General features: G+C 68.1%; 25 protein-coding genes and 1 riboswitch. Of the genes, 23 read left to right on the forward strand and 2 right to left on the reverse strand.

Annotated features, from left to right (window positions below; translation table 11 throughout):
* Positions 1 to 215 precede the first annotated feature (215 nt).
* The 17 genes from ACSQ89_RS01355 to ACSQ89_RS01435 all read left to right on the forward strand — a co-directional run bounded on the left by ACSQ89_RS01355 (position 216) and on the right by ACSQ89_RS01435 (position 17,368).
* On the forward strand, positions 216 to 1,181 hold the full coding sequence (locus ACSQ89_RS01355; protein ID WP_093104386.1) for an ABC transporter substrate-binding protein: 966 nt from the start codon (positions 216 to 218) through the stop codon (positions 1,179 to 1,181).
* Positions 1,182 to 1,196: 15 nt separating this feature from the next.
* Complete coding sequence (locus ACSQ89_RS01360) at positions 1,197 to 2,060, forward strand: ABC transporter permease (RefSeq protein ID WP_093104385.1); 864 nt, start codon at positions 1,197 to 1,199, stop codon at positions 2,058 to 2,060.
* Positions 2,060 to 2,839: an ABC transporter ATP-binding protein gene (locus ACSQ89_RS01365; RefSeq protein WP_093104676.1), complete on the forward strand. Its 780-nt coding sequence runs from the start codon at positions 2,060 to 2,062 to the stop codon at positions 2,837 to 2,839. Before ACSQ89_RS01360 ends, ACSQ89_RS01365 begins: the two co-directional genes overlap by 1 nt.
* Before the next feature lies 1 nt (position 2,840).
* Complete coding sequence (gene hutC / locus ACSQ89_RS01370) at positions 2,841 to 3,593, forward strand: histidine utilization repressor (RefSeq protein WP_093104383.1); 753 nt, start codon at positions 2,841 to 2,843, stop codon at positions 3,591 to 3,593.
* Between the two features lie 55 nt (positions 3,594 to 3,648).
* Positions 3,649 to 5,199, forward strand: a complete 1,551-nt coding sequence (gene hutH / locus ACSQ89_RS01375) for a histidine ammonia-lyase (protein ID WP_436292325.1) — start codon at positions 3,649 to 3,651, stop codon at positions 5,197 to 5,199.
* A 36-nt stretch (positions 5,200 to 5,235) separates the two neighbouring features.
* Positions 5,236 to 6,960, forward strand: coding sequence for a urocanate hydratase (gene hutU, locus ACSQ89_RS01380; RefSeq protein ID WP_093104380.1), 1,725 nt, complete (start codon positions 5,236 to 5,238; stop codon positions 6,958 to 6,960).
* Between the two features lie 4 nt (positions 6,961 to 6,964).
* On the forward strand, positions 6,965 to 7,969 hold the full coding sequence (locus ACSQ89_RS01385; protein WP_436292326.1) for an ornithine cyclodeaminase family protein: 1,005 nt from the start codon (positions 6,965 to 6,967) through the stop codon (positions 7,967 to 7,969).
* 5 nt (positions 7,970 to 7,974) lie between these two features.
* Positions 7,975 to 8,781 (forward strand): phosphate/phosphite/phosphonate ABC transporter substrate-binding protein, encoded by an 807-nt coding sequence (locus ACSQ89_RS01390; protein WP_093104377.1) that lies wholly within the window; start codon positions 7,975 to 7,977, stop codon positions 8,779 to 8,781.
* Entirely contained in the window at positions 8,781 to 9,749 is a 969-nt protein-coding gene (locus ACSQ89_RS01395; protein WP_436292327.1) for a tripartite tricarboxylate transporter substrate binding protein, read from the forward strand. The genes ACSQ89_RS01390 and ACSQ89_RS01395 overlap by 1 nt, the downstream gene beginning before the upstream one ends.
* A 51-nt stretch (positions 9,750 to 9,800) precedes the next feature.
* Positions 9,801 to 10,553: a transporter substrate-binding domain-containing protein gene (locus ACSQ89_RS01400; protein WP_436292328.1), complete on the forward strand. Its 753-nt coding sequence runs from the start codon at positions 9,801 to 9,803 to the stop codon at positions 10,551 to 10,553.
* 12 nt (positions 10,554 to 10,565) lie between these two features.
* Complete coding sequence (locus tag ACSQ89_RS01405) at positions 10,566 to 11,234, forward strand: amino acid ABC transporter permease (protein ID WP_436292329.1); 669 nt, start codon at positions 10,566 to 10,568, stop codon at positions 11,232 to 11,234.
* Positions 11,231 to 11,845: a HutD/Ves family protein gene (locus ACSQ89_RS01410; protein ID WP_093104371.1), complete on the forward strand. Its 615-nt coding sequence runs from the start codon at positions 11,231 to 11,233 to the stop codon at positions 11,843 to 11,845. The genes ACSQ89_RS01405 and ACSQ89_RS01410 overlap by 4 nt, the downstream gene beginning before the upstream one ends.
* 3 nt (positions 11,846 to 11,848) lie before the next feature.
* Positions 11,849 to 13,078, forward strand: coding sequence for an imidazolonepropionase (gene hutI, locus ACSQ89_RS01415; protein WP_436292330.1), 1,230 nt, complete (start codon positions 11,849 to 11,851; stop codon positions 13,076 to 13,078).
* Between the two features lie 12 nt (positions 13,079 to 13,090).
* Positions 13,091 to 14,476, forward strand: a complete 1,386-nt coding sequence (locus ACSQ89_RS01420) for a formimidoylglutamate deiminase (RefSeq protein ID WP_436292331.1) — start codon at positions 13,091 to 13,093, stop codon at positions 14,474 to 14,476.
* The gene (hutG, locus tag ACSQ89_RS01425; RefSeq protein WP_436292332.1) at positions 14,473 to 15,282 is read left to right on the forward strand and encodes an N-formylglutamate deformylase; all 810 of its coding nucleotides are present in this window, start codon (positions 14,473 to 14,475) and stop codon (positions 15,280 to 15,282) included. The genes ACSQ89_RS01420 and hutG overlap by 4 nt, the downstream gene beginning before the upstream one ends.
* Positions 15,283 to 15,335: 53 nt before the next feature.
* The gene (locus ACSQ89_RS01430) at positions 15,336 to 16,382 is read left to right on the forward strand and encodes a homocysteine S-methyltransferase family protein (protein ID WP_436292333.1); all 1,047 of its coding nucleotides are present in this window, start codon (positions 15,336 to 15,338) and stop codon (positions 16,380 to 16,382) included.
* Positions 16,383 to 16,498: 116 nt separating this feature from the next.
* A complete protein-coding gene (locus tag ACSQ89_RS01435) occupies positions 16,499 to 17,368 on the forward strand; it encodes an SH3 domain-containing protein (protein ID WP_436296063.1) in 870 nt (289 codons plus the stop codon).
* Between the two features lie 4 nt (positions 17,369 to 17,372).
* On the opposite strand, the gene ACSQ89_RS01440 is transcribed toward ACSQ89_RS01435, so the two are convergent.
* Positions 17,373 to 18,263, reverse strand: coding sequence for a LysR family transcriptional regulator (locus ACSQ89_RS01440; protein WP_093104362.1), 891 nt, complete (start codon positions 18,261 to 18,263; stop codon positions 17,373 to 17,375).
* A gap of 100 nt (positions 18,264 to 18,363) precedes the next feature.
* Here ACSQ89_RS01440 and ACSQ89_RS01445 point away from each other — a divergent pair, with 100 nt between their 5' ends.
* From ACSQ89_RS01445 to ACSQ89_RS01470, 6 genes are all read left to right on the forward strand, one after another.
* Positions 18,364 to 18,801 carry a PACE efflux transporter gene (locus ACSQ89_RS01445; RefSeq protein ID WP_093104361.1) on the forward strand — a complete coding sequence of 146 codons (438 nt, stop codon included), beginning with the start codon at positions 18,364 to 18,366 and terminating at the stop codon, positions 18,799 to 18,801.
* A 10-nt stretch (positions 18,802 to 18,811) separates the two neighbouring features.
* Positions 18,812 to 18,891, forward strand: a riboswitch (S-adenosyl-L-homocysteine riboswitch).
* Positions 18,892 to 18,912: 21 nt separating this feature from the next.
* Positions 18,913 to 21,672, forward strand: coding sequence for a methionine synthase (metH, locus tag ACSQ89_RS01450; protein ID WP_093104359.1), 2,760 nt, complete (start codon positions 18,913 to 18,915; stop codon positions 21,670 to 21,672).
* The gene (locus tag ACSQ89_RS01455) at positions 21,672 to 23,459 is read left to right on the forward strand and encodes an ArnT family glycosyltransferase (RefSeq protein ID WP_436292335.1); all 1,788 of its coding nucleotides are present in this window, start codon (positions 21,672 to 21,674) and stop codon (positions 23,457 to 23,459) included. The genes metH and ACSQ89_RS01455 overlap by 1 nt, the downstream gene beginning before the upstream one ends.
* Positions 23,443 to 24,456: a glycosyltransferase family 2 protein gene (locus ACSQ89_RS01460; protein WP_436296064.1), complete on the forward strand. Its 1,014-nt coding sequence runs from the start codon at positions 23,443 to 23,445 to the stop codon at positions 24,454 to 24,456. The genes ACSQ89_RS01455 and ACSQ89_RS01460 overlap by 17 nt, the downstream gene beginning before the upstream one ends.
* Entirely contained in the window at positions 24,453 to 24,851 is a 399-nt protein-coding gene (locus ACSQ89_RS01465) for a GtrA family protein (protein ID WP_093104356.1), read from the forward strand. Before ACSQ89_RS01460 ends, ACSQ89_RS01465 begins: the two co-directional genes overlap by 4 nt.
* Positions 24,852 to 25,084: 233 nt before the next feature.
* Positions 25,085 to 26,119, forward strand: coding sequence for a L,D-transpeptidase family protein (locus ACSQ89_RS01470; RefSeq protein ID WP_436292337.1), 1,035 nt, complete (start codon positions 25,085 to 25,087; stop codon positions 26,117 to 26,119).
* Positions 26,120 to 26,288: 169 nt separating this feature from the next.
* Here the strand turns inward: ACSQ89_RS01470 and ACSQ89_RS01475 are convergent, their stop codons facing one another.
* Positions 26,289 to 26,579, reverse strand: a complete 291-nt coding sequence (locus ACSQ89_RS01475; protein ID WP_436292338.1) for a hypothetical protein — start codon at positions 26,577 to 26,579, stop codon at positions 26,289 to 26,291.
* Between the last annotated feature and the right edge of the window lie 79 nt (positions 26,580 to 26,658).

The following is a 26,658-nucleotide window of genomic DNA, read 5'->3' on the forward strand; positions in this document are numbered from 1 at the left end:
TGCTGCGCTATCCTGTCTAGACAGCTTTTGGTGCATGAAACCGATTCTGCGCACTGGGAGCGGGCAAAGCCAGGCTTGATCGGGGCCGCAATCCCGGGTTAACCTGTATATACAGGTGCATCGCAGCGAATGAAACTCGGCCCCTTGCCAGCAAACCGTCCCTGCGGACGCTTGCAGCGAGCCGAATTTTTTTCAAATGCAACAGGAGAACCTTGATGGTCAAGACGGTCGGAAAAATCGCCTCGCTGCTGGCGGCGGGCGTGTGTGTCGCTGGCATGGCGGCGAACGCCCACGCGCAGGAAACCAAGATCGCCCTCGGCATGTCCGGCTGGACCGGCTTCGCGCCGCTCACGCTGGCTGACAAGGCCGGCATCTTCAAGAAGAACGGGCTGGACGTCGAGATCAAGATGATCCCGCAGAAGGACCGCCATCTGGCGCTCGCCTCGGGCGCGATCCAGTGCGCGGCCACGACGGTCGAGACCCATGTGGCCTGGAACGCCAACGGCGTGCCGATCGTGCAGATCTTCCAGATGGACAAGTCCTATGGCGCTGACGGCCTGGCCGTGCGCAACGACGTCAAGAGCTTCGCCGACCTCAAGGGCAAGGCCGTCGGCGTCAGCGCGCCGGGCACCGCGCCGTACTTCGGCCTGGCCTGGATGCTCAACAAGAACGGCATGACGATGAAGGACGTCAAGCTGGTCTCGCTCGAGCCGCAGCCCGCTGCGCAGGCCTTCGTGGCCGGCCAGAACGATGCCGCGATGACCTACGAGCCCTACCTCTCAACCGTGCGCGCCAACCCTGCGGCCGGCAAGATCCTCGCCACCACGCTCGACTACCCGATGGTGATGGACACGGTGGGCTGCGCGCCGACCTGGCTCAAGGCCAACGCCAAGGCAGCCCAGGCTCTGACCAACTCGTACTTCGAAGCCATCGAGATGATCAAGGCCGACCCGGCCAAGTCGAACGAGATCATGGGCGCGGCCGTCAAGCAGACCGGCGAGCAGTTCGCCAAGTCCTCGGCCTATCTGCGCTGGTCGGACAAGGCGGCCAACCAGAAGTTCTTCGCCAGCGAGATCACGCCCTTCATGAAGGACGCCCAAGCCATCCTGCTGGAGGCCGGCGTGATCCGCAAGGCGCCCGAGGATCTCTCGGTCACCTTCGACACCAGCTTCATCAAGTAAGAGCGAGCAGCAAGCATGGACGCGACGCCCGTCATCAACGCTTCGAAGCCGGCAGTCTCTGCCGGCCCGGCCGCCACAGAGCCGGCGCCGCGGCGGCGCCGCGCCCTCGCGCCGCTCGAGCCCGTCAGCGCGCGTGCGCGCTGGCTGCTGGGTCTGGGCTTCTTCGTGCTCTTCGTGGTCGTCTGGACCTTCTTCACGCTCGGTGGCTTCGTGTCGCCCACCTTCCTGGCCAGCCCGGTCACGATGCTCAAGGAAGGCGTTTCGCTCTTCACCGAGTACAACTTCATCCACGACATCGGCATGACGGTGTGGCGCGTGTTCGGCGGCTTCGTGCTGGCCGCCATCGTCGCCGTGCCGCTGGGTATCGCGATGGGCACCTGGAAGAGCGTCGAGGCCTTCTTCGAACCCTTCGTTTCCTTCTGCCGCTACCTGCCGGCCTCGGCCTTCATCCCACTGCTGATCCTGTGGGCCGGCATCGGCGAGGCGCAGAAGTTGCTGGTCATCTTCATCGGTTCGGTGTTCCAGATCACGCTGATGGTGGCCGTCACCGTCGGCAGCGCGCGCCGCGACCTGGTCGAGGCTGCGTACACGCTGGGCGCCAACAGCCGCGGCATCGTCGCGCGGGTGCTGATCCCGGGCGCCGCACCGGGCATCGCCGAAACGCTGCGCCTGGTGCTGGGCTGGGCCTGGACCTACGTGATCGTCGCCGAGCTGATCGGCTCCTCTTCGGGCATCGGCCACATGATCACCGACAGCCAGGCGCTGCTCAACACCGGGCAGATCATCTTCGGGATCATCGTCATCGGCGTGATCGGCCTCATCTCGGATTTCGCCTTCAAGGCCTTGAACCGCCGCCTGTTCGCATGGAGCACGATCTGATGAACCAGCTTTCGATCCGCGGCGTGTCCCGCACATTCACCGGCACGCGCGGCCAGAGCACGCAGGCGCTGTTGCCCATCGACTTCGAGGTCAAGGAAAACGACTTCGTCACCATCCTCGGCCCCTCGGGCTGCGGCAAGTCGACCTTGCTGCGCATCGTCGCCGGCCTCGACTATCCGACCGAAGGCCGCGTGCTGCTCGACGGCCAGACCATCGAAGGCCCGGGCGCCGACCGCGGCGTGGTGTTCCAGAGCTACACGCTCTTCCCCTGGCTCACCATCGCGCAGAACATCCGCTTCGGCCTGCGCGAGCGCGGCATGAGCGAGGCCGAGCAGAAGGAGCGCAGCGACTACTTCATCGCCAAGGTGGGGCTGCGCGGTTTCGAGAGCCACTTTCCCAAGCAGCTCTCGGGCGGCATGCAGCAGCGCACCGCGATCGCGCGGGCGCTCGCCAACGACCCGAAGATGCTCCTGCTCGACGAGCCCTTCGGCGCGCTCGACAACCAGACCCGCGTGCTGATGCAGGAGCTCTTGCTCGGCATCTGGGAATCGGCGCAGAAGACGGTGCTCTTCGTCACTCACGACATCGACGAAGCCATCTTCATGGCCAATCGCGTTGCGGTGTTCAGCGCCCGGCCTGGCCGCATCAAGAGCGAGATCGCGGTCGACTTCCCGCATCCGCGCCACTACACGATCAAGACCTCGCCCGAGTTCATGGAAATCAAGGCACGGCTGACCGAGGAGATCCGCGCCGAATCGATGGCGGCGGCGGAGCATTGAGATGAATCCACGCAAGGCCCAGCCGCCGCAGCCCGCACTCGCGCTGTACGAGCAGGTCAAGGCCTTCATCACGCACAAGATCCAGGACGGCTCCTGGCCGGCCGGCCATCGGCTGCCGTCGGAGAGCGAACTGGTCGCGCAGTTCGGCGTCGCGCGCATGACGGTCAACCGCGCGTTGCGCGAGCTGGTGGAGCAGGGGCGCATCGTGCGCGTGGCCGGCGTGGGCAGCTTCGTGGCCGAGAACAAGCCGCAGTCGACGCTCTTGCAGATCGCCAACATCGCGAGCGAGATCCGGGTGCGCGGCCACGACTACCGCTGCGAATTCCTGGTGGCCGAGCGCATCGCGGCCTCACCCGACGTCGCCGTGTGGCTGGACCTCAGGCCCGGCGAGTCGGTCTTCCATACCGTGTGCCTGCATCTGGAAAACGAAATCCCGGTGCAGCTCGAAGACCGCCACGTCAATCCGCACGCCGTGCCGACTTTCCTGGAGCAGGACTTCTCCACCGTCTCGCCCAGCGAGTACCTGGTTCGCAACGTGCCCTTCGACCAGATCGAGCACGTCGTCGATGCGGTGCTGCCCACGGCCGAGCAGGCCGAGCGCCTCGCGATGCCGGTGACCGATCCCTGCCTGCTGCTCACGCGCCGCACCTGGACGCGCAGCGTGCCGGTGACGATGGTGCGCTGCCTGCATCCCGCTTCGCGCTATCGGCTGGGCAGCCGCTTCCGCGCCGACGGCAATCCCAGCTTTGGCTGACGGGCGAATCCAGAACCGGCTTCGCACGCACCTACTTGTATAGACAGGACCCCGCATGGACAACGCCTCCCTTTCCCTCCCACCGCTGGTGCTCACCCCCGGCGAAGTCGACCTCGCCACGCTGCGCCGCGTGCATGCCGGCGGCGTGCAGCTCGCGCTGGATCCGTCGGCGCGCAGCGGCCTGCTCGCGTCCCAGGCGACGGTGCGCAGGATCGTCGATGCCGGCGAGACGGTCTACGGCATCAACACCGGCTTCGGCAAGCTCGCGCAGACCACCATTCCGCATGAGCGCCTGGCCGAGCTGCAGCGCAACCTGGTGCTCTCGCACAGCGCCGGCACCGGTGCGCCCCTGCCCGAGGGCGTGGTGCGGCTGGTGCTTGCAACCAAGGCCGTGAGCCTGGCGCGCGGCCACTCGGGCATCGCGCCCGAGATCGTCGATGCGCTGATCGCGCTCGGCAATGCCGGCCTGCTGCCGCGCATTCCGTCCAAGGGCTCGGTCGGCGCGTCGGGCGATCTGGCGCCGCTGGCGCACCTGGCCTGCGTGCTGATCGGGGAGGGCGAGGTCACGGCGCCCGACGGCGCGGTGATCGGCGGCGCGGAGGCGCTGTCGCGCATCGGGCTCAAGCCCTTCGTGCTCGGCCCCAAGGAAGGCCTCGCGCTGCTCAACGGCACGCAGGTGTCGACGGCGCTCGCGCTCGCCGGCCTGTTCGGCGCCGAGGACGTGTTCGCGGCCGGACTGATGGCGGGCGCGCTCTCGCTCGAAGCGATCCAGGGCTCGATCAAGCCCTTCGATGCGCGCATCCATGCCGCGCGCGGCCAGCCGGGCCAGATCGCCGTGGCGGCCGCGGTGCGCACGCTGCTCGAAGGCAGCGAGATCATTCCCTCGCATGCCGATTGCGGCCGCGTGCAGGACCCGTACTCGGTCCGCTGCGTGCCGCAGGTGATGGGCGCCTGCCTCGACAACCTCGCGCATGCGGCACGCGTGCTGCGCATCGAAGCCAATGCCGCATCCGACAACCCGCTCGTGTTCGACAACGGCGATGTGATCTCCGGTGGCAACTTCCACGCCGAGCCGGTCGCCTTCGCGGCCGACATCATCGCGCTCGCCGTGAGCGAAATCGGCGCCATTTCCGAGCGCCGCATGGCGCTGCTGCTCGACAGCGGGCTCTCGGGCCTGCCGCCTTTCCTGGTGCGCGACGGCGGCGTCAACTCGGGCTTCATGATCGCGCAGGTCACGGCCGCGGCGCTTGCCTCCGAGAACAAGTCGCTCGCGCATCCGGCCAGCGTCGACAGCTTGCCGACCTCGGCCAACCAGGAAGATCATGTGTCGATGGCCACCTTCGCGGGCCGGCGCCTGGCCGAGATGGTGGAGAACACGGCGGTCGTCGTCGGCATCGAAGCCATGGCCGCCGCGCAAGGCATCGAGTTGAAGCGTGGCCCCAAGAGTTCACCGCTCGTCGAAGCCGAATTCACCAACATCCGCGAGCGCGTCGCCTTCATCGACCAGGACCGCTTCCTCGCGCCCGACATCGAATCCATGCGCCAGTGGGCGCGCCGGGGCCGCTGGCCCGAAGCCCTGCAAGCCATCCTGCCCAGCCAGGCCTGACACACCGCTCCTCCGTCATCGAAAGGACACTACGCCATGAATGCACCCGACAAGTTCGTCGCCCAGAAGAACGATCCTCGCCATGACGCGAGCCGCGTGGTCCGCGCCCCGCGCGGCAGCACGCTCAGCTGCAAGAGCTGGCTCACCGAGGCGCCGTTTCGCATGCTGCAGAACAACCTCGATCCCGAGGTCGCCGAGCGCCCGCAGGACCTGGTGGTCTACGGCGGCATCGGACGCGCCGCGCGCGACTGGGCCTCCTTCGACCAGATCCTCGCGACGCTGAAGGAGCTCAACGACGACGAGACGCTGCTGGTGCAATCGGGCAAGCCGGTCGGCGTGTTCAAGACGCACGAGAACGCACCGCGCGTGCTGATCGCCAACTCCAACCTCGTGCCCAAGTGGGCCACCTGGGAACACTTCAGCGAGCTCGATCGCAAGGGCCTGATGATGTACGGCCAAATGACCGCTGGCAGCTGGATCTACATCGGCAGCCAGGGCATCGTGCAAGGCACCTTCGAGACTTTCGTCGAGGCCGGCCGCCAGCACTACAACGACGATCTTTCGGGCAAGTGGATCCTCACCGCAGGCCTCGGCGGCATGGGCGGCGCGCAGCCGCTGGCGGCCACGCTCGCCGGCGCGGTCTCGCTCAACATCGAATGCCAGCAGGCCAGCATCGACTTCCGCCTGCGCACGCGCTACCTCGACAAGCAGGCCAAGGACATCGACGACGCGATCGCGCTGATCAAGCAGCACACGGCCGCCAAGGAAGCGGTGTCGATCGGCCTCTTGGGCAACGCGGCCGAGGTGCTGCCCGAACTCGTGAAGCGCGCCAAGGCCGGCGGCATCAAGCCCGACCTCGTGACCGACCAGACCTCGGCGCACGATCTCGCGAGCGGCTACCTGCCGATCGGCTGGACGCTTGCGCAATGGGAGGCCGCCAAGGCAGACGTGACGCAGCATCCGACCTTGCGCAAGGCAGCCGCCAAGTCCTGCGCGGTGCATGTGCAGGCCATGCTCGACTTCCAGGCCATGGGCATTCCCACGGTCGACTACGGCAACAACATCCGCCAGGTCGCTTTCGACGAGGGCGTCAAGAACGCCTTCGACTTCCCCGGCTTCGTTCCGGCCTACATCCGGCCGCTGTTCTGCGAAGGCAAGGGCCCGTTCCGCTGGGTGGCGCTTTCGGGCGACCCGGAAGACATCTACAAGACTGACGCCAAGATCAAGGAACTGTTCCCCGAGAACACGCACACGCATCGCTGGCTCGACATGGCGCGCGAGCGCATCGCGTTCCAGGGCCTGCCGGCGCGCATCTGCTGGCTGGGCCTGGGCGAGCGCCACAAGGCGGGCCTCGCCTTCAACGAGATGGTGAAGTCGGGCGAACTCAAGGGCCCGATCGTGATCGGCCGCGACCACCTCGACACCGGCTCGGTCGCAAGCCCCAACCGCGAGACCGAAGCAATGAAGGATGGCAGCGACGCCGTCTCCGACTGGCCGCTGCTCAACGCGCTGCTCAACACCGCCGGCGGCGCGACCTGGGTCAGCCTGCACCACGGCGGCGGCGTCGGCATGGGCTACTCGCAGCATTCGGGCGTGGTGATCGTCTGCGACGGCAGCGACGCCGCGGCCAAGCGCATCGAGCGCGTGCTCTGGAACGACCCGGCCACCGGCGTGATGCGCCATGCCGATGCGGGCTACGAGCAGGCCGTCGCCACCGCGAAGAAGCACGCGCTGAACCTGCCGATGGTCAAGCAGGGCTGACGCGATGTCGTCCGAGATCTACCTGCACTACCTGAACCATCTCGACGTCCAGGCGCTGGCGATGACCGACGCCGAGATCGTCGCTGCGGTCGAGGACGGCTTGCTGGCCCAGGGTCGTGGCCAGACCACCATCGAGCCGCGCATGCACCTGGTGCCCGAGAAGGATTACCCGGGCCACTTCAACGTGCTGCGCGGCTACATCCGGCCGCTCGGCGTGGCGGGCGTGAAGGTGGTGGGCGACTTCTATCGCAACTACGAAGTGGGCCTGCCGTCGGAGCTCGCGCTGCTCAACCTCTTCGACCCGAAGACCGGCGTCCCTGTGGCGATCATCGATGCCTCCGACATCACCGACATGCGCACCGGCGCGATCACCGCCATCGGCGCCAAGCATCTGGCGCGCAAGAATTCGAAGATCCTCGGCCACATCGGCGCGCGCGGCACCTCGTACTGGAATGTGCGCCTCTTGCATTCGATCTTCCACTTCGACGAGATCCGCGTGCACTCGCGCCGGCCCGAGAGCCGCGACGCCTTCGCCGCACGCCTGGAACGCGATCTCGGCATGAAGATCACCGTCACCGAAGACTGGGAATCCTGCGTGCGCGGCGCCGACATCGTGGTCGAGGCCTCGCGCCTCGAGAAGCCCGCGCCGATGCTCAAGACCGAGTGGATCAAGAAGGGCGCCTGCGTGATTCCCTACGGCACCATGAGCGCGGTCGAGCTCTCGCTGACCGACATCATGGACAAGATGGTGATGGACGACTGGGGCCAGGCCAAGGCCGGCCCCTTCGGTGCGCTGCGCGCGCACGTGGACAGCGGCAAGTTGTCCGAGAAGACGCTGCATGCCGAGCTCGGCCAGATCGTGGCCGGCCTCAAACCCGGACGCGAAAGCGAAGAAGAAACCAATCTCTTCTGGCACCGCGGCCTCTCGCTGTCGGACATCGCACTCGGCTCCGCCATGCTCGCGAAGGCGAAGACCATGGGCCTCGGACAGCAGCTGCGCTTCCGCTGAGATCGATGACGCCGGTCGCCAACGCGCGCATGTACTCGGCCACCGCCTCGGCGCGCGCCGACTGGAAAGCGCTGTTCGCGTGGGCGCTCGCGCGCGCCGGGCTTGATTGGGACGTGATCGACTACGACGCCCCGGCTCCGCTCTCGGCGCTGTGGGCGCGCGATGACCTGGGCCTCGCGATGATGTGCGGCCTGCCGTTCTCGCAACGCGCGCCGCGGCCCGCGCTGGTCGCCGCGCCGATCCCGTCGCCGGCGCGCTACGAGGGCCGGCCGGTCTACTTCACCGACATCGTGGTGCGCGCCGATTCGAAGTACGAACGCCTCGAAGATACCTTCGGCGGCGTGGTGGGCTACACGCTGGCCGACTCGATGTCTGGCGGCGTCGCCTTCCGCAACCATCTCGCGCCGTACCGCGCCACGCACAGGCCGCGGCTCTATGCCCGAGCGGTGGGCAATCTCATCCACGCACGCGGCGTCATCGAAGCCCTGGCCGCAGGCCGCATCGACGTCGGCCCGCTCGACAGCTACTACCATGACCTGCTGCGTCACAACGAGCCCGCGTCGGCGCAGCGGGTGCGCATCATCGCCAGCACCGAGGCGATGCCGATCCCGCCGCTGGTTGCGACGGCGGCGCTCGCGTCCGACGAACTCGCGCGCCTGCGCGATGCCTTGCGCGCGGCGGCGGATGCACCGGAACTCGAAGCCGTGACGGAACGCTTGTTGCTTGCAGGCTTCGCCGTCCCCGATCCCGCAGACTACGAGGTCCTCGCGGCGATCGCCCAGCGTGCCATTCCACCGTTCGAGGAACTCTGATGATGATCAAGCGCCGCCTCGCCTTTCTGTTGCCCCTGCTGCTCGCCCTGCCGTTGGCGGCGCACGCGCAGGCCTATCCCGCCAAGCCGGTCCACGTGATCGTGCCCTTCGCGCCGGGCGGTCCGGCCGATGTGGTGGCCCGCGTGCTGGGGCAGGAGTTCACCGAGATCCTGGGCCAGCCCTTCGTGGTCGAGAACAAGGTCGGTGCCGCCGGCAACATCGGCGTCGACCTGATTGCCAAGGCCGCGCCCGACGGCTACACGCTCGGCATCGTGCCGGTCGGCAACATCGCGGTGAACCCGATCCTCTTTCCTGCGCTGCCGTACAAGGCCTCGGAGCTGCAGCCGGTCGCGATGCTCGCGACGGTCGAGAACGTGCTGGTGGTGAACGCCGCCGTGCCGGCGAAGTCGGTGAAGGAGCTGCTGGCGCTCGCCAGGCAGAAGCCCGGCAGCTTGAGCTTCGCATCGCCCGGCGCGGGCAGCCAGGCCCATCTGGCCGGCGAGCTGATGGCGCTCGATGCCGATCTGCAGCTGATCCACGTTCCCTACAAAGGCATCGGGCCGGCGCTGAACGACGTGGTGGGCGGGCAGGTGACGATGATGTTCGGTTCGATGTCCGCGGTGCTGCCGCACGTCAGGTCCGGCAAGCTGCGCGCGCTCGGCGTCGCCAGCCTCAAGCGCTCCGCCACGATGCCCGAGCTGCCGACCATCGCCGAGCAGGGCTTGCCTGGCTTCGAGGCCGTGTCGTGGTACGCGCTGATGGCACCTGCTGCGACGCCCAAGGCCGTCGTCGATCGCCTCAACGCCGAAAGCGCGCGTGTGCTGGCCAAGCCCGAGATGAAAGAGAAGTTCGCCGTGCTCGGCCTCGAGCCCGGCAGCGGCACGCCGCAGCAGATCGTTGCGACGATCCAGACGGAAACCGCGCGCTGGGCCGATGTGATCAAGAAGAAGAACATCAAGCCCGAGTGAGCACGCAACAAGCCTTCGATCCACCCTCTCGTCACCAAGAAAGAATTTCTCATGCCATTTCGCCGCCACCTCCTGATCGCAGGCCTTGCCGGCTTCGCCGCGTTCGGCTTCACGGCTTCTGCGCTGGCGCAGAACAACGTGCTCACGGTCGCCACCGACGCCACCTTCCCGCCGATGGAATTCGTCGAAAACGGCAAGCGCACCGGCTTCGACGTCGAGCTGGTCGAGGCCATCGGCAAGACGCTGGGCCGCAAGATCGAGTGGGTCGACATCGACTTCAAGGGCTTGGTGCCGGGCCTGGTGTCGAAGCGCTTCGACATGGCCGTGTCGGCGATCTACATCACCGACGAGCGCAAGAAGGTGGTCGACTTCACCATTCCCTACTACGCCGGCGGCCTGGTCGCGATGGTGAAGGAGGGCAATGCCGCCATCAAGACGCCCGCCGACCTCAACGGCAAGAAGGTCAGCGTGCAGGTCGGCACCAAGTCGGTCGGCTACGTGAAGGAGAAGTATCCGCAGGTGCAGCTGGTCGAGGTCGAGAAGAACCAGGAGATGTTCAACCTCGTCGACATCGGCCGCAGCGACGCGGCCGTGACCGGCAAGCCCGCCGCCTACCAGTACGTGCGCACGCGCCCCGGCCTGCGCGTGCTCGACGAGCAGCTCACGACCGAGGAGTACGGCATGGCGATCCGCAAGGACACGCCCGAACTCACCAAGGCCGTGAACGGCGCCATCGAGAAGCTCAAGGCCGATGGCACCTACGCGCAGATCGTCAAGAAGTGGTTCAGCAACACCGCGAAGTAGACCGGCACCGCCATGGATCTGGACTTTGCGCCGGTTTTCGAGGGCTGGCCCGCGCTGCTGCGCGGCGCGCTGGTCACCGTGGAGATCACGGCCTGCGCCTTGCTGCTGGGCTGCGTGCTGGGGCTTCTGGGGGGCATCGGCCGGCTCGATCCGCGCCGCAAGACGCTCTACGCGCTCTGCACCGCCTACGTGGCGGCGATCCGCGGCACGCCGCTTTTGGTGCAGCTCTTCATCCTGTTCTTCGGGCTGCCGCATTTCGGCCTCTTGCTGCCGGCCTTCGTGTGCGGCGTGCTCGGGCTCGGCGTGTACTCGGGCGCCTACGTGTCGGAGATCGTGCGCGGCGCGATCCAGTCGATCGACCGCGGCCAGACGATGGCGGCGCAGTCGCTCGGCATGCGGCCTTCGGCGGCGATGCGCCACATCATCCTGCCGCAGGCGGTGGTGCGCATGATCCCGCCGCTGGGCAACGAGTTCATTGCGCTCATCAAGAACTCGGCGCTGGTGTCGCTGCTGACGATCCACGATCTGATGCACGAAGGCCAGAAGATCATCAGCGTGTCGTACCGCTCGCTCGAGCTCTACCTGGCCATCGCGGCCGTCTACTTCGCGCTGACCGGCGCGGTCACGCTGGTGCTGCGGCATTTCGAGCAGCGGCTGCGGCAGGGAGGGCTGGTGCGATGAGCCTGCACGGCTTCGATACCGCCACCTTGCCCGTCACGCCGTGGAAGAACGGCGGCGGCAGCACGCGCGAGATCGCCTGCTGGCCGCCCGGCGCGGGGCTCGGTGATTTCGAATGGCGCCTGTCCATCGCCACCATCGCCGCGAGCGGCCCGTTCTCGGTGTTCCCGGGCATCGACCGCACGATCATGCTGCTGGCCGGCGATGGCGTGCAGCTGCGTTCGGCCGACCCGGCCGGCCACGCGCTCGACCACCGCCTCGCGACCCTGCACCACCCCTTTGCCTTCAGCGGCGACCTGCCGCTGGCCTGCACGCTGCTGGGCGGCGCGTCGAGCGACTTCAACGTGATGACGCGCCGCGGGCGCTGGCATGCGAAGCTCCAGGTGCTGGAAAGCGCGGCGCTGCTGGGCAGCGCGACCCACGGCATGCTGCTGGCGCTGCGCGGACAGTGGGAGCTCGACGGCATGTCGATCATCGACTGCGCCGAAGGCGAGGGCCTGTGGTGGGCCGATGCGCCGCATGCCTGGCACGCCAGGCCCGACGGTGCCGATGCGCGGCTGTTGGCCGTTCGATTCGATCCATGCCACGAACAGGCGGACAACCCGGAGACCTGACCCATGCCATCTTCTCTTGCCTCCGCCGACGGCCTGTGGACTGGCCTGCTTCTCGCGCCCGGCGCCTTGCGCTATGCAGACCTGCCCGAGGACACTGAGGCTGCCATCGTGGTCGAGCAGGGTGTGATCCGATGGATCGGCGCCGCGGCCTCGTTGCCGGCCGAGTGCGCGGGATTGCCGCGGCACGAGGGCGGCGGCGCACTCGTCACGCCCGGCCTGGTCGACTGCCACACGCACCTGGTCTATGGCGGCCAGCGCGCCAACGAGTTCGCGATGCGGCTCGCGGGTGCCAGCTACGAAGAAGTGGCGAAGGCCGGCGGCGGCATCGTCTCGTCGGTGCGCGCCACGCGCGAAGCCGACGAAGACACGCTCTATGCACAGGCCGCGCCGCGGCTCGAACAATTGCTGGCCGACGGCGTGTGCGCGATCGAGATCAAGTCCGGCTATGGCCTCTCGCTCGAACACGAACGCAAGCAGCTGCGCGTGGCGCGGCGGCTGGGCGAGGCCTACGGCGTCACGGTGCGCACCACCTTCCTCGGCGCCCATGCGCTGCCGTCCGAATACGCGGGGCGCAGCGGCGACTACATCGAGCTCGTCTGCAACCAGATGATGCCGGCGCTGGCGGCCGAAGGGCTGGTCGATGCGGTCGACGTGTTCTGCGAGCGCATCGCCTTCTCGCTCGCCGAGACCGAGCGCGTGTTCCAGGCCGCGCAGGCGCTCGGTCTGCCGGTCAAGCTGCATGCCGAGCAGCTCTCCGACATGGGGGGCGCGGCGCTCGCGGCGCGCTACGGTGCGCTGTCCTGCGACCACATTGAGCACCTCTCGGCCGAGGGCATCGCCGCGATGCGCGAGGCCGGCACGGTGGCCGTGCTGCTGCCCGGCGCCTACTACACGCTGCGCGACACCCACCTGCCGCCGATCGAGGCGCTGCGCGCGGCCGGCGTGCCGATGGCCGTTTCCACCGACCACAACCCCGGCACCTCGCCGGCGCTGAGCCTGCTCTTGATGATGAACATGGCCTGCACGCTGTTCCGCCTCACCGTGCCCGAGGCGCTGGCCGGCGTGACCGTGCATGCGGCGCGCGCGCTGGGCCTGCAGGAAACGCACGGCGTGATCGCCGTCGGCGCGCCGGCCAACTTCGTGCTGTGGGACGCCCGCGACGTGGCGGAACTGGCCTACTGGTTCGGCCGGCGTGCGGCGAGGCGCATCGTGCGGCAAGGACGCATTGCATAGAAGTAAATCCCGATGAGCAAGACCCTCTTCGCCAAAGATGCGCTGCTGCCCACCGGCTGGCGCCGCAACGTGCTGCTGAGTTGGGACGATGCGGGCCGGCTCACGCAGGTGCAGCCCGATGCCGTGGCGCCCCGGGACGCGCCCGTGTCCGCAGGCCCCCTGATCCCCGGCATGCCCAACCTGCACTCGCATGCCTTCCAGCGCGCCTTCGGCGGGCTCACCGAATTCCGCGGCGCGGCGCAGGACAGCTTCTGGAGCTGGCGCACGCTGATGTACCGCTTCGCCGCGCAGATCTCGCCCGCGCAGGTCGAGGCGATCGCGACCTGGCTCTACATCGAGATGCTCGAAGCCGGCTACAGCGCGGTCTGCGAGTTCCACTACCTGCACCACGCGCCCGACGGCACGCCCTATGTCGACGACGCCGAACTCGCGCTCGCTTTGCTGCGCGCGGCCGAGCGCACCGGCATCGGCCTCACGCTGCTGCCCGTGCTCTACCAGACCAGCGGCTTCGGCGGGCTGCCGCCGAACGAGGGCCAGCGCCGCTTCATCCGCGCTACCGATTCGATGCTGCGCCTGCTCGAGCGCCTGCGCCCGCTGTGCGAAGCGCAGGGCGCGCGGCTGGGCCTGGCGCCGCACTCGCTGCGCGCCGTGCCGCCCGAGGGCCTGCGCGAGGCGCTGGCGGGCCTGGATGCGATCGATGCCACGGCGCCCGTCCACATCCACATCGCCGAGCAGACCGCCGAAGTCGATGCCTGCCTGGCCTGGAGCGGCCAGCGCCCGGTCGCCTGGCTGCTGGACCACGCCGAGGTCGATGCGCGTTGGTGCCTGGTGCATGCCACGCACATGGATGCGGCCGAGTACCGGCGCGCCGCCGCGAGCGGCGCAGTCGCGGGCCTGTGCCCGACCACCGAGGCTAACCTCGGCGACGGCATCTTCGATTTCGGCGCCTGGCGCGGGGCCGGCGGCCGCTGGGGCGTGGGCTCGGACAGCCACGCCTGCGTCAACGCGGCCGAGGAATTGATGATGCTCGAATACAGCCAGCGGCTGGCGACCCGCCAGCGCAATGTCGGGGCCGATGCGGGCGAGCCTTCGGTGGCGAGCGCGATGACGATGGCGGCCGTGCAGGGCGGGGCGCAGGCATCGGGCCGCGCAGTCGCCGGGCTCGCGCCCGGCCAGCAGGCCGACTTCGTGGTGCTGGATGCTGCGCATCCGTCGCTGGCCGGCCTGTCCGCCGCCGACATGCTCTCGGCCCATGTGTTCGCGAGCCATCGCAGCAGTGCCGTCGACACGGTTTGGGTCGCGGGCCGGCCGCGCGTGTCGGCCGGGCGCCATCCTCTTCATTCCCAAGCGGCGGCTGCGTTCATCGCCGCGCGCACGCAACTTCTCACAACACCATGAGCTTCGAAACCACCGAACCCGCTTTCCGATTCCGGCAGGGCACACGCCCGCTGCTGATTTCGATGCCGCATGTCGGCACGCATGTGCCGCCGGCGCTGGCGGCGCGCTTCACCGAGGAGGCGCGCCACGTGCCGGACACCGACTGGCATCTGGAGCGCCTCTACGACTTCGCCGACGAGCTCGGCGCCTCGGTGCTGGTCGCCACCCATTCGCGCTATGTGGTCGACCTGAACCGCCCGCCGGACAACCAGAACCTCTACCCCGGTCAAGACACCACCGGCCTGTGCCCGGTCGATACCTTCGACAAGACCCCGCTCTACGCCGCCGGCGACCTGCCCGGCGAGGCCGAGATCGCAGCGCGCGTCGACGCGATCTGGCGCCCCTACCACCGGCAGCTGCAGGCCGAGCTCGACCGCCTGAAAGCCGCCCACGGCACCATCGCGCTGTGGGATGCGCACTCGATCCGCTCGGTGCTGCCGCGCTTCTTCGAGGGCCGGCTGACCGACCTGAATCTCGGCAGCGCCGACGGCGCGAGCTGCGATCCGGCGCTGGCCGCCGCGCTGCTCGGCATCGCGACCTCGAACCCGGCCTACACCGCGGCGCTCAACGGCCGCTTCAAGGGCGGCCACATCACGCGCCAGTACGGCAACCCGGCCGCCGGCGTGCACGCGGTACAGCTCGAAATGACGCAGGCCAGCTACATGCAGGAGAAGCTGCCCTTCGACTACCTGCCCAAAGTCGCGGCCGGCGTGCAGCCGCAGGTGCGGCGCATGATCGAGGCGGTGCTCGATTTCGTCGAGCAATAGAACCGATAACCGCCCACGGGCCGGGCCATGGCGCGCTTTCTACAATCCGGGGCATGAAGCCCCTCATCTACACCCGCGCCCAGCAACTGCCCGGCATCCTGGCCGAACGCATCGCCATCCTCGACGGTGCGATGGGCACGATGATCCAGCGCTTCAAGCTCAGCGAGGCCCAGTACCGCGGCGAGCGCTTCAAGGACTTTCCGCGCGACGTCAAGGGCAACAACGAGCTGCTCTCGCTGACCCGCCCCGACGTGATCCGCGACATTCACGAAGGCTATCTGGCCGCCGGCGCCGACCTGATCGAGACCAACACCTTCGGCGCGACCCGCATCGCGCAGGAGGACTACAAGATGGCCGAGCTGGCGCGCGAGATGAACCTCGAATCGGCCCGCATCGCGCGCGCCGCCTGCGACAAGTTCAGCACGCCCGACAAACCGCGCTTCGTGGCCGGCGCCCTCGGCCCGACGCCCAAGACCGCCAGCATCAGCCCCGACGTGAACGACCCCGGCGCGCGCAACGTGAGCTTCGAGGAGCTGCGCGCGTCCTATTACGAGCAGGTCGAGGCGCTGGTCGAAGGCGGCGCCGACGTGCTGCTGGTCGAGACCATCTTCGACACCCTCAACGCCAAGGCCGCGCTGTTCGCGATCGACGAGTACTTCGAGACCAGCGGCGAGCGCCTGCCGCTCGTCATCAGCGGCACCGTGACCGATGCCTCCGGCCGCATCCTGAGCGGCCAGACCGTGACCGCCTTCTGGCACAGCGTGCGCCATGCGCGGCCGCTGGCCATCGGCCTCAACTGCGCGCTGGGCGCGGCGCTGATGCGGCCCTACATCCAGGAACTGGCGCGCGTGGCCGACGACACCTTCATCAGCTGCTACCCCAATGCCGGCCTGCCCAATCCGATGAGCGAAACCGGCTTCGACGAAACGCCCGAGGTCACCTCGCGCCTGCTGCACGAGTTTGCGGCCGAGGGGCTGGTCAACATCGTCGGCGGCTGCTGTGGCACCACGCCCGACCACATCGCCGCCATCGGGCGCTCGGTGGCGCCGCTTGCGGGGCGCACGCTGCATCGCGCGGCCGCGTATCCCGAAGCGGCCTGAGGTAAAGAAGCACCCTGGCGGTGCACGTCTTTGCGCGGCTGGCCGTTGCTGAGGGTAGGCCGTGGCTGATTGACAACATGTCGAGCGCGCGTAGCCTGAGCGCAAAGGAACATTCCATGAACAAGCTCGTCCAGCGATGGATCGGCATCGGCACCATCGCCCTGGTTCTGCCGGTCGCCGCGGCGGCGCAGGAGGCCTTCGCCCGCGGCACGGTCAATCTGCGTGCCGGCCCCTCGGGCGACTACCCGCTGGTGGCGCGACTCGGCCATGGCCAGCCCTTCGAGGTGCTCGGCTGCACCAGCGGCTATGCATGGTGCGACGTGGTGCTGCCCGACGGGCTGCGCGGCTGGGTCTATGCCGCCAACATCGACTACGCCTACGATGATGACCGGCGCGTGCCCTTGGCCACCTACGGCGCCATCATCGGCGTGCCGATCGTCGGCTTCACGATCGGCAACTACTGGAGCAACCACTACCGCGACCGCCCCTGGTACGGCGAGCGGCGCTGGTGGGGCGGCCACCATCCGCCGCCGCCCGTCGCCGGCTGGCGCCCGGTGCCGGCGCCGCGGCCGGACTGGCGGCCCAATCCGTGGCGCGACCCCGGCTACGCGCATCCGGGACCGGGCTTCCGTCCGCAGCCGCAGCCGGGCTGGCGGCCTTCGCCAGGGCAGCATCCACCGCCGGATCACGGTGTCCGGCCGCCGCGTCCCGACCGCGGTTTCCGACCGCCGGAGCACGCCGGCACGCCGAACGTGCATCCGGGCCGACCGCCGGACGTCCATCCGGGCCGACCGCCGGACGTCCATCCGGGTCGTCCACCGGACGTGCATCCGGGACGTCCGCCGGCCATGAATCCGGGCCAGCCGGGCGTTCGTCCGCCGGCTGCCCTGCCCGGCGCCGAGGCGCGGCAAAGGCAACTGGACCGGATCAACCGCGCGCCGCCCGGCACGACGCCGGGGGACAGCAGGCCAGGCGGCGGCCTGTAGCGCTCTAGGGCTTCTTCTTGCGCGCGATCAGCGCGACGAAGCGCTGCGCGCCCAGGCCCAGCGGGCGCTCGCGCGACCACACCACGTCGACCCACAGGTCGAGCCCGTTCGACAGGTTCTCGAACGGAATCTCCACCAGCGCGCCGGCCGCCACGTGCGGCCGCGCGAAATTGCGCGGCAGCCAACCCCAACCGAGACCGGCCGTGATCAGGCTCAGCGCGGCCAAGGCGTTGTCGGTGCGCCAGACATGGCGCGCAAAGACGAAGCGCGGGTCGCTGGTCGCGAGATCGCGCCCGGCCACCACGATCTGGCGCGTGGTCGTCAGGTGCTCCTCGCGCAGCCGGCCGCCGGCCGCGGCCAGCACCGGATGGTCGGGCGCCATCACGGCCACCATGGTGTCGCTGGCCACTTCCTGAAAGCCCTCGCGGCCGTCGAGGCTGGGCCGCTCGAAGACCAGCGCCAACTGCGCGCGGCCGCTGTGCAGCAGCGCCAGCGCATCGGCTTGCGGCGCCGCCAGCACCTCGACTTCCAGCAGCGGGTATTCCCGCGCCAGCGCGGCCAGCGGCGCGCTCCACGGCGCGGCCAGCAGCTCGGGCGCGATCGCGAGCGTGAGCCGGTTCTCCAGGCCCTGCGTCAGCGCCAGCGCCTGCACCTGCAGCTGCTTGAGCTGCGCGGCGAGCAGCCGCGCCTGCGGCTCCAGCGAACGCGCCGCGGCCGTCGGCTGGGGCTCGCGGCCGCCGCGGTCGAAGAGCGGCAGGTCCAGCTCGGCCTCGAGGTTCGCGATCGCCATGCTCACCGCCGAGGGCACGCGGCCGAGCGCCCGCGCGGCGGCCGAGAAGGAGCCGTGGTCGAGCACGGCCAGAAACACGTGCACGTTGTCGCTGGAAAAACTCATGGCAACGGCCTTTCAATAATTCTGAAAGAAGATGACTTTTTATATCAGATGAGCGCACATAAAGTAGGGGCCAAACCGCCAATCCAAACAGGAAGATTTCATGCAAGGGCTCAAGCGCCGCGTCGTCTACATCACGCTCTACGAAGGTCTCGCCATCGTCGCGGCCAGCGCCGGACTGGCGCTGATGTCGGGGCAGGGCATGGGCCACTCGGGCGTGCTGGCCGTCATCGCCTCGGTCATCGCGATCCTCTGGAACCTCGCTTTCAACACCCTGTTCGAGCGCTGGGAGTCGCGCCAGGCCGTGCGCGGCCGCAGCTTGCGCCGCCGCGTCGCCCACGCGATCGGCTTCGAGGGCGGCCTGGTCGCCTTCCTGGTGCCGGTCTTCGCCTGGTGGATGGAGGTGAGCCTGTGGCAGGCGCTGGTGATGGACCTGGGCCTGGTGGTGTTCTTCCTGGTCTACACCTTCGTCTTCAACTGGGCCTTCGACCTGCTGTTCGGCCTGCCCGCATCGGCCGCCGGCGTGGCCCAGCCGGCGTAAAATCCGCGGCTCCCAAGGAGCGTTGCAGCGCGGTACCTTCCGTCCGAAGCGTCCGCGTCAGGCTTGGGCTTGCAACGACGCTCGCCTGACCCACGTTCCGCAGGTGAGCCCATGTCCTCCGATCCGTCTTCCGTCCCTGTTCTCCCGGTTCCTCCGATGAAGCTGTCCGGCCTCGAGCCGGTGCAGATCGGCCGAGGCACGCTCTTCGTCAACATCGGCGAGCGCACCAACGTCACCGGCTCCAAGGCTTTCGCCCGCATGATCCTGAACGGCCAGTTCGAGGAAGCGCTGGCGGTCGCGCGCCAGCAGGTCGAGAACGGCGCGCAGGTGATCGACATCAACATGGACGAGGCCATGCTCGACAGCAAGGCCGCGATGGTGCGCTTCCTGAACCTGATCGCCAGCGAGCCCGACATCGCGCGCGTGCCGATCATGATCGACAGCTCCAAGTGGGAGGTGATCGAAGCCGGCCTGCGCTGCATCCAGGGCAAGGGCATCGTCAACTCGATCAGCATGAAGGAGGGCGAGGCCCAGTTCAAGCACCACGCGACGCTGCTGCGCCGCTACGGCGCGGCCGCGGTCGTGATGGCCTTCGACGAGCAGGGTCAGGCAGACACCTACGAACGCAAGATCGAGATCTGCGAGCGCGCCTACCGCATCCTGGTCGACGAGATCGGCTTCCCGCCCGAGGACATCATCTTCGACCCCAACATCTTCGCGATCGCCACCGGCATCGAGGAGCACAACAACTACGCGGTCGACTTCATCAACGCCACGCGCTGGATCAAGGAAAACCTGCCGGGCGCCAAGGTGTCGGGCGGCGTCTCGAACGTGAGCTTCAGCTTCCGCGGCAACGACCCGGTGCGCGAAGCGATCCACACCGTGTTCCTCTACCACGCGATCAAGGCGGGCATGGACATGGGCATCGTCAACGCCGGCATGGTGGGCGTCTACGACGACCTCGAACCCGAGCTGCGCGAGCGCGTGGAAGACGTGGTGCTGAACCGCCGCCCCGACGCCGGCGAGCGCCTGGTCGAAGTGGCCGAAACCGCCAAGAGCGGCGCCAAGGACGAGAGCAAGAAGCTCGAGTGGCGCGGCACGCCCGAGCACCCGGTGCACGTGAACCAGCGGCTCTCGCACGCGATGGTGCACGGCATCACCGACTTCATCGTCGAGGACACCGAAGAGGCCTACCAGCAGATCCTGGCCAAGGGCGGCCGGCCGCTGCATGTGATCGAAGGCCCGCTGATGGACGGCATGAACATCGTTGGCGACCTGTTCGGCCAGGGCAAGATGTTCCTGCCGCAGGTGGTGAAGTCGGCGCGCGTGATGAAGTCGGCCGTGGCCCACCTCATTCCCTACATCGAGGAAGAGAAGCGCCAGGACGAAGCCGCGGGCCGCGACGTGCGCACCAAGGGCAAGATCATCATCGCCACCGTCAAGGGCGACGTGCACGACATCGGCAAGAACATCGTGACCGTCGTGCTCCAGTGCAACAACTTCGAGGTGGTGAACATGGGCGTGATGGTCCCGTGCCACGAGATCCTGGCGCGCGCCAAGGTCGAGGGCGCGGACATCGTGGGCCTGTCGGGCCTGATCACGCCCAGCCTCGAGGAGATGCAATACGTCGCCGGCGAGATGCAGAAGGACGAGCATTTCCGCATCAAGAAGATCCCGCTCCTGATCGGCGGCGCCACCACCAGCCGCGTGCACACGGCGGTGAAGATCGCGCCGCACTACGAAGGGCCGGTGGTCTACGTGCCCGACGCCTCGCGCAGCGTGAGCGTGGCGCAGTCGCTGCTGTCCGACCAGGCGGCGGCCTACATCGACGAGATCAACGCCGACTACGACAAGGTCCGCCACCAGCACGCCAACAAGAAGCAGACGCCGCTGTGGCCGCTGGCGAAGGCGCGCGCCAACAAGACGCCGATAGCCTGGTCGAATTACCTGCCGCCGGTGCCGAAGTTCATCGGCCGGCGCGTGTTCAAGAACTTCGACCTGACCGAGCTCGCGAAGTACATCGACTGGGGGCCGTTCTTCCAGACCTGGGACCTCGCGGGCCCGTTCCCGGCGATCCTGAAGGACGAGGTGGTCGGCACCGAGGCCGTGCGCGTGTATGCCGACGGCCAGCGCATGCTCAAGCGGCTGATCGAAGGGCGCTGGCTCAGCGCCAGCGGCGTGATCGGCTTCTGGCCCGCCAACACCGAGAACGACGATGACATCGTGCTCTACACCGACGAATCGCGCACCGAAGCCGCGCTCACCTGGTACGGGTTGCGCCAGCAGACCGAGAAGCAGGCCATCGAAGGCGTCATGCGCCCGAGCCGCTGCCTGGCCGACTTCGTCGCGCCGCGCGAGAGCGGCCTGAAGGACTACGTCGGCATGTTCGCCGTCACCGCCGGGCTCGGCGTCGAGAAGAAGGAGAAGTACTTCGTCGACGACCTCGACGACTACTCGGCCATCATGCTCAAGGCGCTGGCCGACCGGCTGGCCGAAGCCTTCGCCGAAGCGCTGCATCACCGCGTGCGCACCGATCTCTGGGGCTATACGCCCGACGAGGGCTTGAGCAACGAGGACATGATCGGCGAGAAGTACCGCGGCATCCGCCCCGCGCCGGGCTATCCGGCATGCCCCGACCACAGCGTGAAGCGGCCGATGTTCGACCTCCTGAACTGCGCGGACATTGGGATGACCCTGACGGAGAGCCTCGCCATGATGCCCGCCGCCAGTGTCAGCGGCTTCTACCTGAGCCATCCTGAGGCGACCTACTTCAACGTCGGCAAGATCGGGCACGACCAGTTGCAGGATCAGGCAGCGCGACGCAAGCAGAGCGAAGCGGATCTCGAGCGGCTGCTGGCCCCCAATCTCTGATGCTTCAGAAACTGATGTTTGCTGCCGCGCACTATGCGGCGCTGGCGATCTTCGTTGCCGGCTGCTGGGGCTTCGGGCGGGTGGTGCAGTCGCGCATGGGTTCGCCGGTGCGCCACGACGTCTGGCTCGAGACCGCGGTGGCCACCGCGCTCGGCGTCGGGGTCTTCATCTGCGCGTTCCAGCTGCTCGGCATCGCGGGCGCGTTCGACACCGCCGGCGTGCTGCTGCTGGCCGCGATCGGTTTTGCGGTGGCGTGCGTGCAGTTTCCGGCATGGAGGCGGGAGGTGCGCGCCTTCGACCCGGGGCTGCCCCTGTCATGGGTCGACAAGGCGGGCCTGGTCGCGCTGGCGCTGGTCGCGCTGCCGACGCTGCTGGCGCCGCTGGCGCCGCCGGCCGCCTTCGACGAGTTGATGTACCACCTGCCGTATGCGCGCGAGGTGGCGCAAAGCGGCTCTCTCGGCATCCATGAGTGGCTGCGCTATCCCTGGTTTCCGTACAACTACAACCTGCTCTATGCCGCCGCGCTCTTGATCGGCGACGACGTGCTGGCGCATTTCCTGAACGCGCTGGCCGGCTGGCTGTCGGTGTGGATGGTCTACCGCCTGGGCGTGCTGCACCTGAACCGCGTGCTGGGCTGCGCGGGCGCCGCCATCTGGCTCGGCATGGGCGACTATTCGAACGCCTTGATCGACACGGGCGTCGCGCTGTTCGTGCTGGCGGCCTGCACGGCCCTGTGGTGGTGGCGCGAATCGCCGCCGGAGCAGGGCCCGCGCTGGCTGGCGCTGGCGGCTTTCTTCCTCGGCCTCGCGGCGGGCTCCAAGTACCAGGCGCTGACCTTCCTGCCGCTGGTGGCCTGGTTCGTGATCCGCCGCGAACGGCGCCCGGGCGTCTGGGCCGTCGCGCTGCTGTGCTTTCTCGTTCCCTGCATCTACTGGTATGCGCGCAATGCCGTGATGACGGGCGATCCCTTCAATCCCATCGGCGCCAAGCTCTTCGGCTTCAGCAACTGGAACCTGGCCGACTACAAGAACCAGCTCGACGACGTGCGCATCCATGCCGCCTTTCCCAGCCTCCTGATCTGGCCCGTGGTGCTCGCGCCTCTCAGCAAGGCCTGGCGACGCTCGCCGGCCGTGCACGCCGCGATCATCTTCTGCGCCTACTCGGTGCTCGTGTGGGCGCTGACCTCGCGCTACCCGCGCTACTTGACGGCTTCGTTCCCGCTGATCGCGCTGATCGCGGTGCTGGGCTGGCAGGTGCTGCTCGGCTGGATCGTGGCGGGGCTGCGCTGGCTGCTGCCGGTAGCCGGCCGCGTGGGCTGGCCGGCGCGCGCGGGCAGTCTCTTCGTCGTTGTCTTTCTGGCAGCGCTCGCGGCGGTGTCGGTCCGGCATACCGCGCGCGCGCTCACCAAGGTGTCGCCGACGCCCGAGACGCGGGAGGCCTTCCTGCGGGCCAACGTGCCCGGCTATGCCGTCATGAACTACCTGCGCGAGCACGCCACCGGCCGCGTCTACCAGATCGCGCTGAGCGAGGCGATCTACTACGGGCCCAACCCGATCTGGGGCGACGCGCTGGGACCGTGGCGCTACACGGACTTTCTTCCTCTTCCCCCGGCCGAGATGGCGCGCAAGCTCGCGGCACTGGGCTTCGAGGCCATCGTCATGCCCTACACGATGGTGCCGCAGATCACGACCAAGCCTGGATTCGACGATCATTTCGCCTTGATGTACGAGAAAGACGGCGCCAAGGCCTATCGCATCCTGCAATACAAGAATGACCGAGCACCCTGATCCGCGCCCAGCCCCGCTGCCCCCGCTGCCCGCACTGCCCGCACTGCCCGCACTGCCCGCATTGCGTATAGCCGCCGTGATCCCGTGCTTCAACGAGGCACTGGCCATCGCGCAGGTGGTGGACGAGTTCCGCGCGGCCCTGCCCGAGGCCGAAGTCCATGTGTTCGACAACGCCTCGACCGACGACACCGCGGCCGTCGCCCGCGCCGCCGGTGCGCGCGTGACGCACGTGGCGCTGCGCGGCAAGGGCAATGTGGCGCGGCGCATGTTCGCCGACGTCGAGGCCGACATCTACGTGATGGTCGACGGGGATGCAACCTACGACCTCGGCGAGCTGCGCCGCCTGGTCGACACGCTGGTCGAAGGCAACCTCGACATGGTGGTCGGCTCGCGCGTCGACGATGGCCACGACGCCCACACCTACCGAACGGGGCACCGCTTCGGCAACCGCCTTCTGACCGGCGCGGTGGCGGGGCTCTTCGGCGGCCATCTCACCGACATGCTCTCGGGCCTGCGCGTGTTCTCGCGGCGCTACGCCAAGTCCTTCCCGGCCGTCTCGGAGGGCTTCGAGATCGAGACCGAGCTCACGGTCCATGCGCTGGAATTGCGCATGCCCTTCGCTGAACTGCCGGTGCGCTACCGCTCGCGCCCGGAGGGCTCGCACAGCAAGCTCTCGACCTACCGCGACGGCTGGCGCATCCTCAAGACCATCTGCAAGCTGTTCGTGAGCGAGCGGCCGCTGCTCTTCTTCTCGGGCATCGCGACCGTGCTGGCGCTGGCCTCGCTCGCGGCGGCCATGCCGCTGGCCCTTACCTACATCGACACGGGCCTGGTACCGCGCCTGCCGACGGCCGTGCTGCTGACCGGCACCATGCTGGCCGCGATGCTGGCCTTCGTCTGCGGCATCGTGCTGCACACCGTGACCATCGGGCGGCAGGAGGCCAAGCGGCTGCGCTATCTCTCCATCCCGGGTGTGCGCCATCGCGGCCGGCCATGAGGGCGGGCCGCGAGTTCCTGTTCTTCGCGGCCGCCGGCGTGGCGGGCCTGGGCGTCGATGTCGGCGTGCTGTATCTCGCGGCCCCCGTGCTCGGCTGGTATCTGGCACGGGTGCTGTCCTTCGTCGCAGCCGCGACGGCGACCTGGGCGCTGAACCGGCGCTACGCCTTCGGCGCGCGGCATTCGGAGGTATCGCTGGCGCGCGAATACCTCGGCTACCTGCTGACCATGCTGGGCGGTGCCTTCGTCAACTATGGCGTCTATGTGCTGGTGCTGCACACGCTGAGCGGCCCATGGGCGCCGGCGGCCGGCGTGGCGCTTGGCAGCCTGACGGGGATGGTGCTCAACTTTCTTTCCGCGCGGCACCTGATATTCAAGTCGAGGCGCGAGCGGTGAGGGATGCTGTCGCCTGATCACGGTCACAACGAGTAGCACGGCATCGCGCGGCCGAGTAGCGCCACGCGTGACTTGCCGGGCTGGGCCGGATCGCCGCTGAGTTTTCAGGAGACGCCGTCCTCCCATATTTCGTCCTGGATTGTGGACTGCGCCCTTACGGGGTGCACGCCGACAGTGACTGCCTGCGGTGCGGATACGCTGCTACTTCCATCCGCTCGCGCAGGCATCGCTCGATGACCTTTCCCCGCCGCAAGTTCCTGCTGATTGCTGGGGCGCTCGCTGCATCCGGTGCATCGTGGGCGGCCTGCGCTGCCAAGACATCGGCCGCAGCCAAGACCGCCCCCTCCGACCCGCAGAAACCCAGGGCATTGGACCGGCTCAATGCGGCGACTGAGATGCCGATGCTTTCCCAGGGCGCCAGAGGCGCCGCGGTGGTTCGTGCCCAGATCCTGCTTGACCGCGCATGGTTCTCGCCCGGCGAGATCGACGGCGGCTTTGGTGCAAACATGCGGCGTGTGGTGGCCGCGTACCAAACGGCGAGCGGCATCGCCCCCACCGGCAAGGTGGACGCCGCCACCTGGACGGCCCTCAGAAACGACACCGCGCCTTTGTTCGCCGCATACGTCGTCACCGAGAGGGATGCTGCCGGGCCCTTCACGGCGACGCCAAAGGACATGGCCGATAGGGCAAAGCTGAAATCGCTCGACTACGAATCCGTCGAGGAAGCGTTGTCGGAGAAGCATCACATGGCGCCGAAGCTGCTGGCGGACCTGAACAAGGGCGCGCGCTTCAGGGCCGGCGATGAGATCGTGATTGTCAACGTGGCCGGCGCTGCGGATCCAGCGGTTGTGAAAGCCGCGGCGTCGATCGAGATCGACAAGTCCGAGCACATGCTCTTCGTGCTCGACCGCGACGGCAAGCCGCTGGCCGGCTTCCCGATCAGTATCGGCGGGCGGCTTGATCCCTTGGAGCTCGGCAGGATGAAGATCACCAACGAAGTGAAGAATCCGACCTTCACCTACGATCCCGGGCTCCTCAAGAATGCGCCAGCGAAGGCGAAGAAGGTCGAAGTGCCGCCCGGCCCCAACAATCCGGTGGGCAGCACCTGGATTGGACTTTCGAAACCGCACTGGGGCATTCACGGAACGCCGTCTCCCGCGCGCGTCGGTCACCAGGAAACCAATGGCTGCATTCACTTGACCAACTGGGATGCGGCGCGATTGTCGACACTGGCCAGGACCGGGTTTGCGGTGGAGGTAAAGCCATAGTGGCCGTGGGTGGGTCGGCGCAGTCTCGTGGCGGCCGCGCTCTTCGTTTCGCCACTCTGCGCCTCGGCGCAGGCAGGAGGCGCGCCATCGGAGGCGCCCGCAGCGCAAGCGCCGGTCATGGCCGATGGGGCGGCCTTGCTGGCAAATCGCAAGCAGACCGTTCTCGGCTTCATAAGTCGCGCCATGAATCGAGGCAGTGAGCGGCAAGAGCGGTGACCCAGAACGGATCATCCGGATCGAAGGCAAGCCCGAACTTGGGAGTGATGAGAAGGCCTGCCTTCTCAAACGCAGACGGATCTGTAGCTCGAACGAAAGATGCAACTGCGGTGAACGGCACTGACAGATTGCCGATAGTCACGACCGGTGCTTGCGCGGTGATCTCTTCCAACCTAGCGCAGTCCTGGAAACGGTAGACCACCGAGTCGTAGTCGAGCTCATTGAGCCCGACGCCGTTCGGCACGTTCTCGCGGGCTTGCCTCGCATCTTCACGACCTCTTGTCTTGAGGCCGAGAACGGTGTTTCATCGACGCATACGAACG

The organism is Variovorax sp. LjRoot175 (assembly GCF_964253805.1).
Classification (GTDB): Bacteria; Pseudomonadota; Gammaproteobacteria; order Burkholderiales; family Burkholderiaceae_C; genus Variovorax.

Bases quoted from the DNA above. Each gene is read 5' to 3' on its own strand.
- ACSQ89_RS01355 (WP_093104386.1), top strand. From the start codon at position 216: ATGGTCAAGACGGTCGGAAAAATCGCCTCGCTGCTGGCGGCGGGCGTG.
- ACSQ89_RS01360 (WP_093104385.1), top strand. From the start codon at position 1,197: ATGGACGCGACGCCCGTCATCAACGCTTCGAAGCCGGCAGTCTCTGCC.
- ACSQ89_RS01365 (WP_093104676.1), top strand. From the start codon at position 2,060: ATGAACCAGCTTTCGATCCGCGGCGTGTCCCGCACATTCACCGGCACG.
- hutC (WP_093104383.1), top strand. From the start codon at position 2,841: ATGAATCCACGCAAGGCCCAGCCGCCGCAGCCCGCACTCGCGCTGTAC.
- hutH (WP_436292325.1), top strand. From the start codon at position 3,649: ATGGACAACGCCTCCCTTTCCCTCCCACCGCTGGTGCTCACCCCCGGC.
- hutU (WP_093104380.1), top strand. From the start codon at position 5,236: ATGAATGCACCCGACAAGTTCGTCGCCCAGAAGAACGATCCTCGCCAT.
- ACSQ89_RS01385 (WP_436292326.1), top strand. From the start codon at position 6,965: ATGTCGTCCGAGATCTACCTGCACTACCTGAACCATCTCGACGTCCAG.
- ACSQ89_RS01390 (WP_093104377.1), top strand. From the start codon at position 7,975: ATGACGCCGGTCGCCAACGCGCGCATGTACTCGGCCACCGCCTCGGCG.
- ACSQ89_RS01395 (WP_436292327.1), top strand. From the start codon at position 8,781: ATGATGATCAAGCGCCGCCTCGCCTTTCTGTTGCCCCTGCTGCTCGCC.
- ACSQ89_RS01400 (WP_436292328.1), top strand. From the start codon at position 9,801: ATGCCATTTCGCCGCCACCTCCTGATCGCAGGCCTTGCCGGCTTCGCC.
- ACSQ89_RS01405 (WP_436292329.1), top strand. From the start codon at position 10,566: ATGGATCTGGACTTTGCGCCGGTTTTCGAGGGCTGGCCCGCGCTGCTG.
- ACSQ89_RS01410 (WP_093104371.1), top strand. From the start codon at position 11,231: ATGAGCCTGCACGGCTTCGATACCGCCACCTTGCCCGTCACGCCGTGG.
- hutI (WP_436292330.1), top strand. From the start codon at position 11,849: ATGCCATCTTCTCTTGCCTCCGCCGACGGCCTGTGGACTGGCCTGCTT.
- ACSQ89_RS01420 (WP_436292331.1), top strand. From the start codon at position 13,091: ATGAGCAAGACCCTCTTCGCCAAAGATGCGCTGCTGCCCACCGGCTGG.
- hutG (WP_436292332.1), top strand. From the start codon at position 14,473: ATGAGCTTCGAAACCACCGAACCCGCTTTCCGATTCCGGCAGGGCACA.
- ACSQ89_RS01430 (WP_436292333.1), top strand. From the start codon at position 15,336: ATGAAGCCCCTCATCTACACCCGCGCCCAGCAACTGCCCGGCATCCTG.
- ACSQ89_RS01435 (WP_436296063.1), top strand. From the start codon at position 16,499: ATGAACAAGCTCGTCCAGCGATGGATCGGCATCGGCACCATCGCCCTG.
- ACSQ89_RS01440 (WP_093104362.1), bottom strand. From the start codon at position 18,263: ATGAGTTTTTCCAGCGACAACGTGCACGTGTTTCTGGCCGTGCTCGAC.
- ACSQ89_RS01445 (WP_093104361.1), top strand. From the start codon at position 18,364: ATGCAAGGGCTCAAGCGCCGCGTCGTCTACATCACGCTCTACGAAGGT.
- metH (WP_093104359.1), top strand. From the start codon at position 18,913: ATGTCCTCCGATCCGTCTTCCGTCCCTGTTCTCCCGGTTCCTCCGATG.
- ACSQ89_RS01455 (WP_436292335.1), top strand. From the start codon at position 21,672: ATGCTTCAGAAACTGATGTTTGCTGCCGCGCACTATGCGGCGCTGGCG.
- ACSQ89_RS01460 (WP_436296064.1), top strand. From the start codon at position 23,443: ATGACCGAGCACCCTGATCCGCGCCCAGCCCCGCTGCCCCCGCTGCCC.
- ACSQ89_RS01465 (WP_093104356.1), top strand. From the start codon at position 24,453: ATGAGGGCGGGCCGCGAGTTCCTGTTCTTCGCGGCCGCCGGCGTGGCG.
- ACSQ89_RS01470 (WP_436292337.1), top strand. From the start codon at position 25,085: ATGACCTTTCCCCGCCGCAAGTTCCTGCTGATTGCTGGGGCGCTCGCT.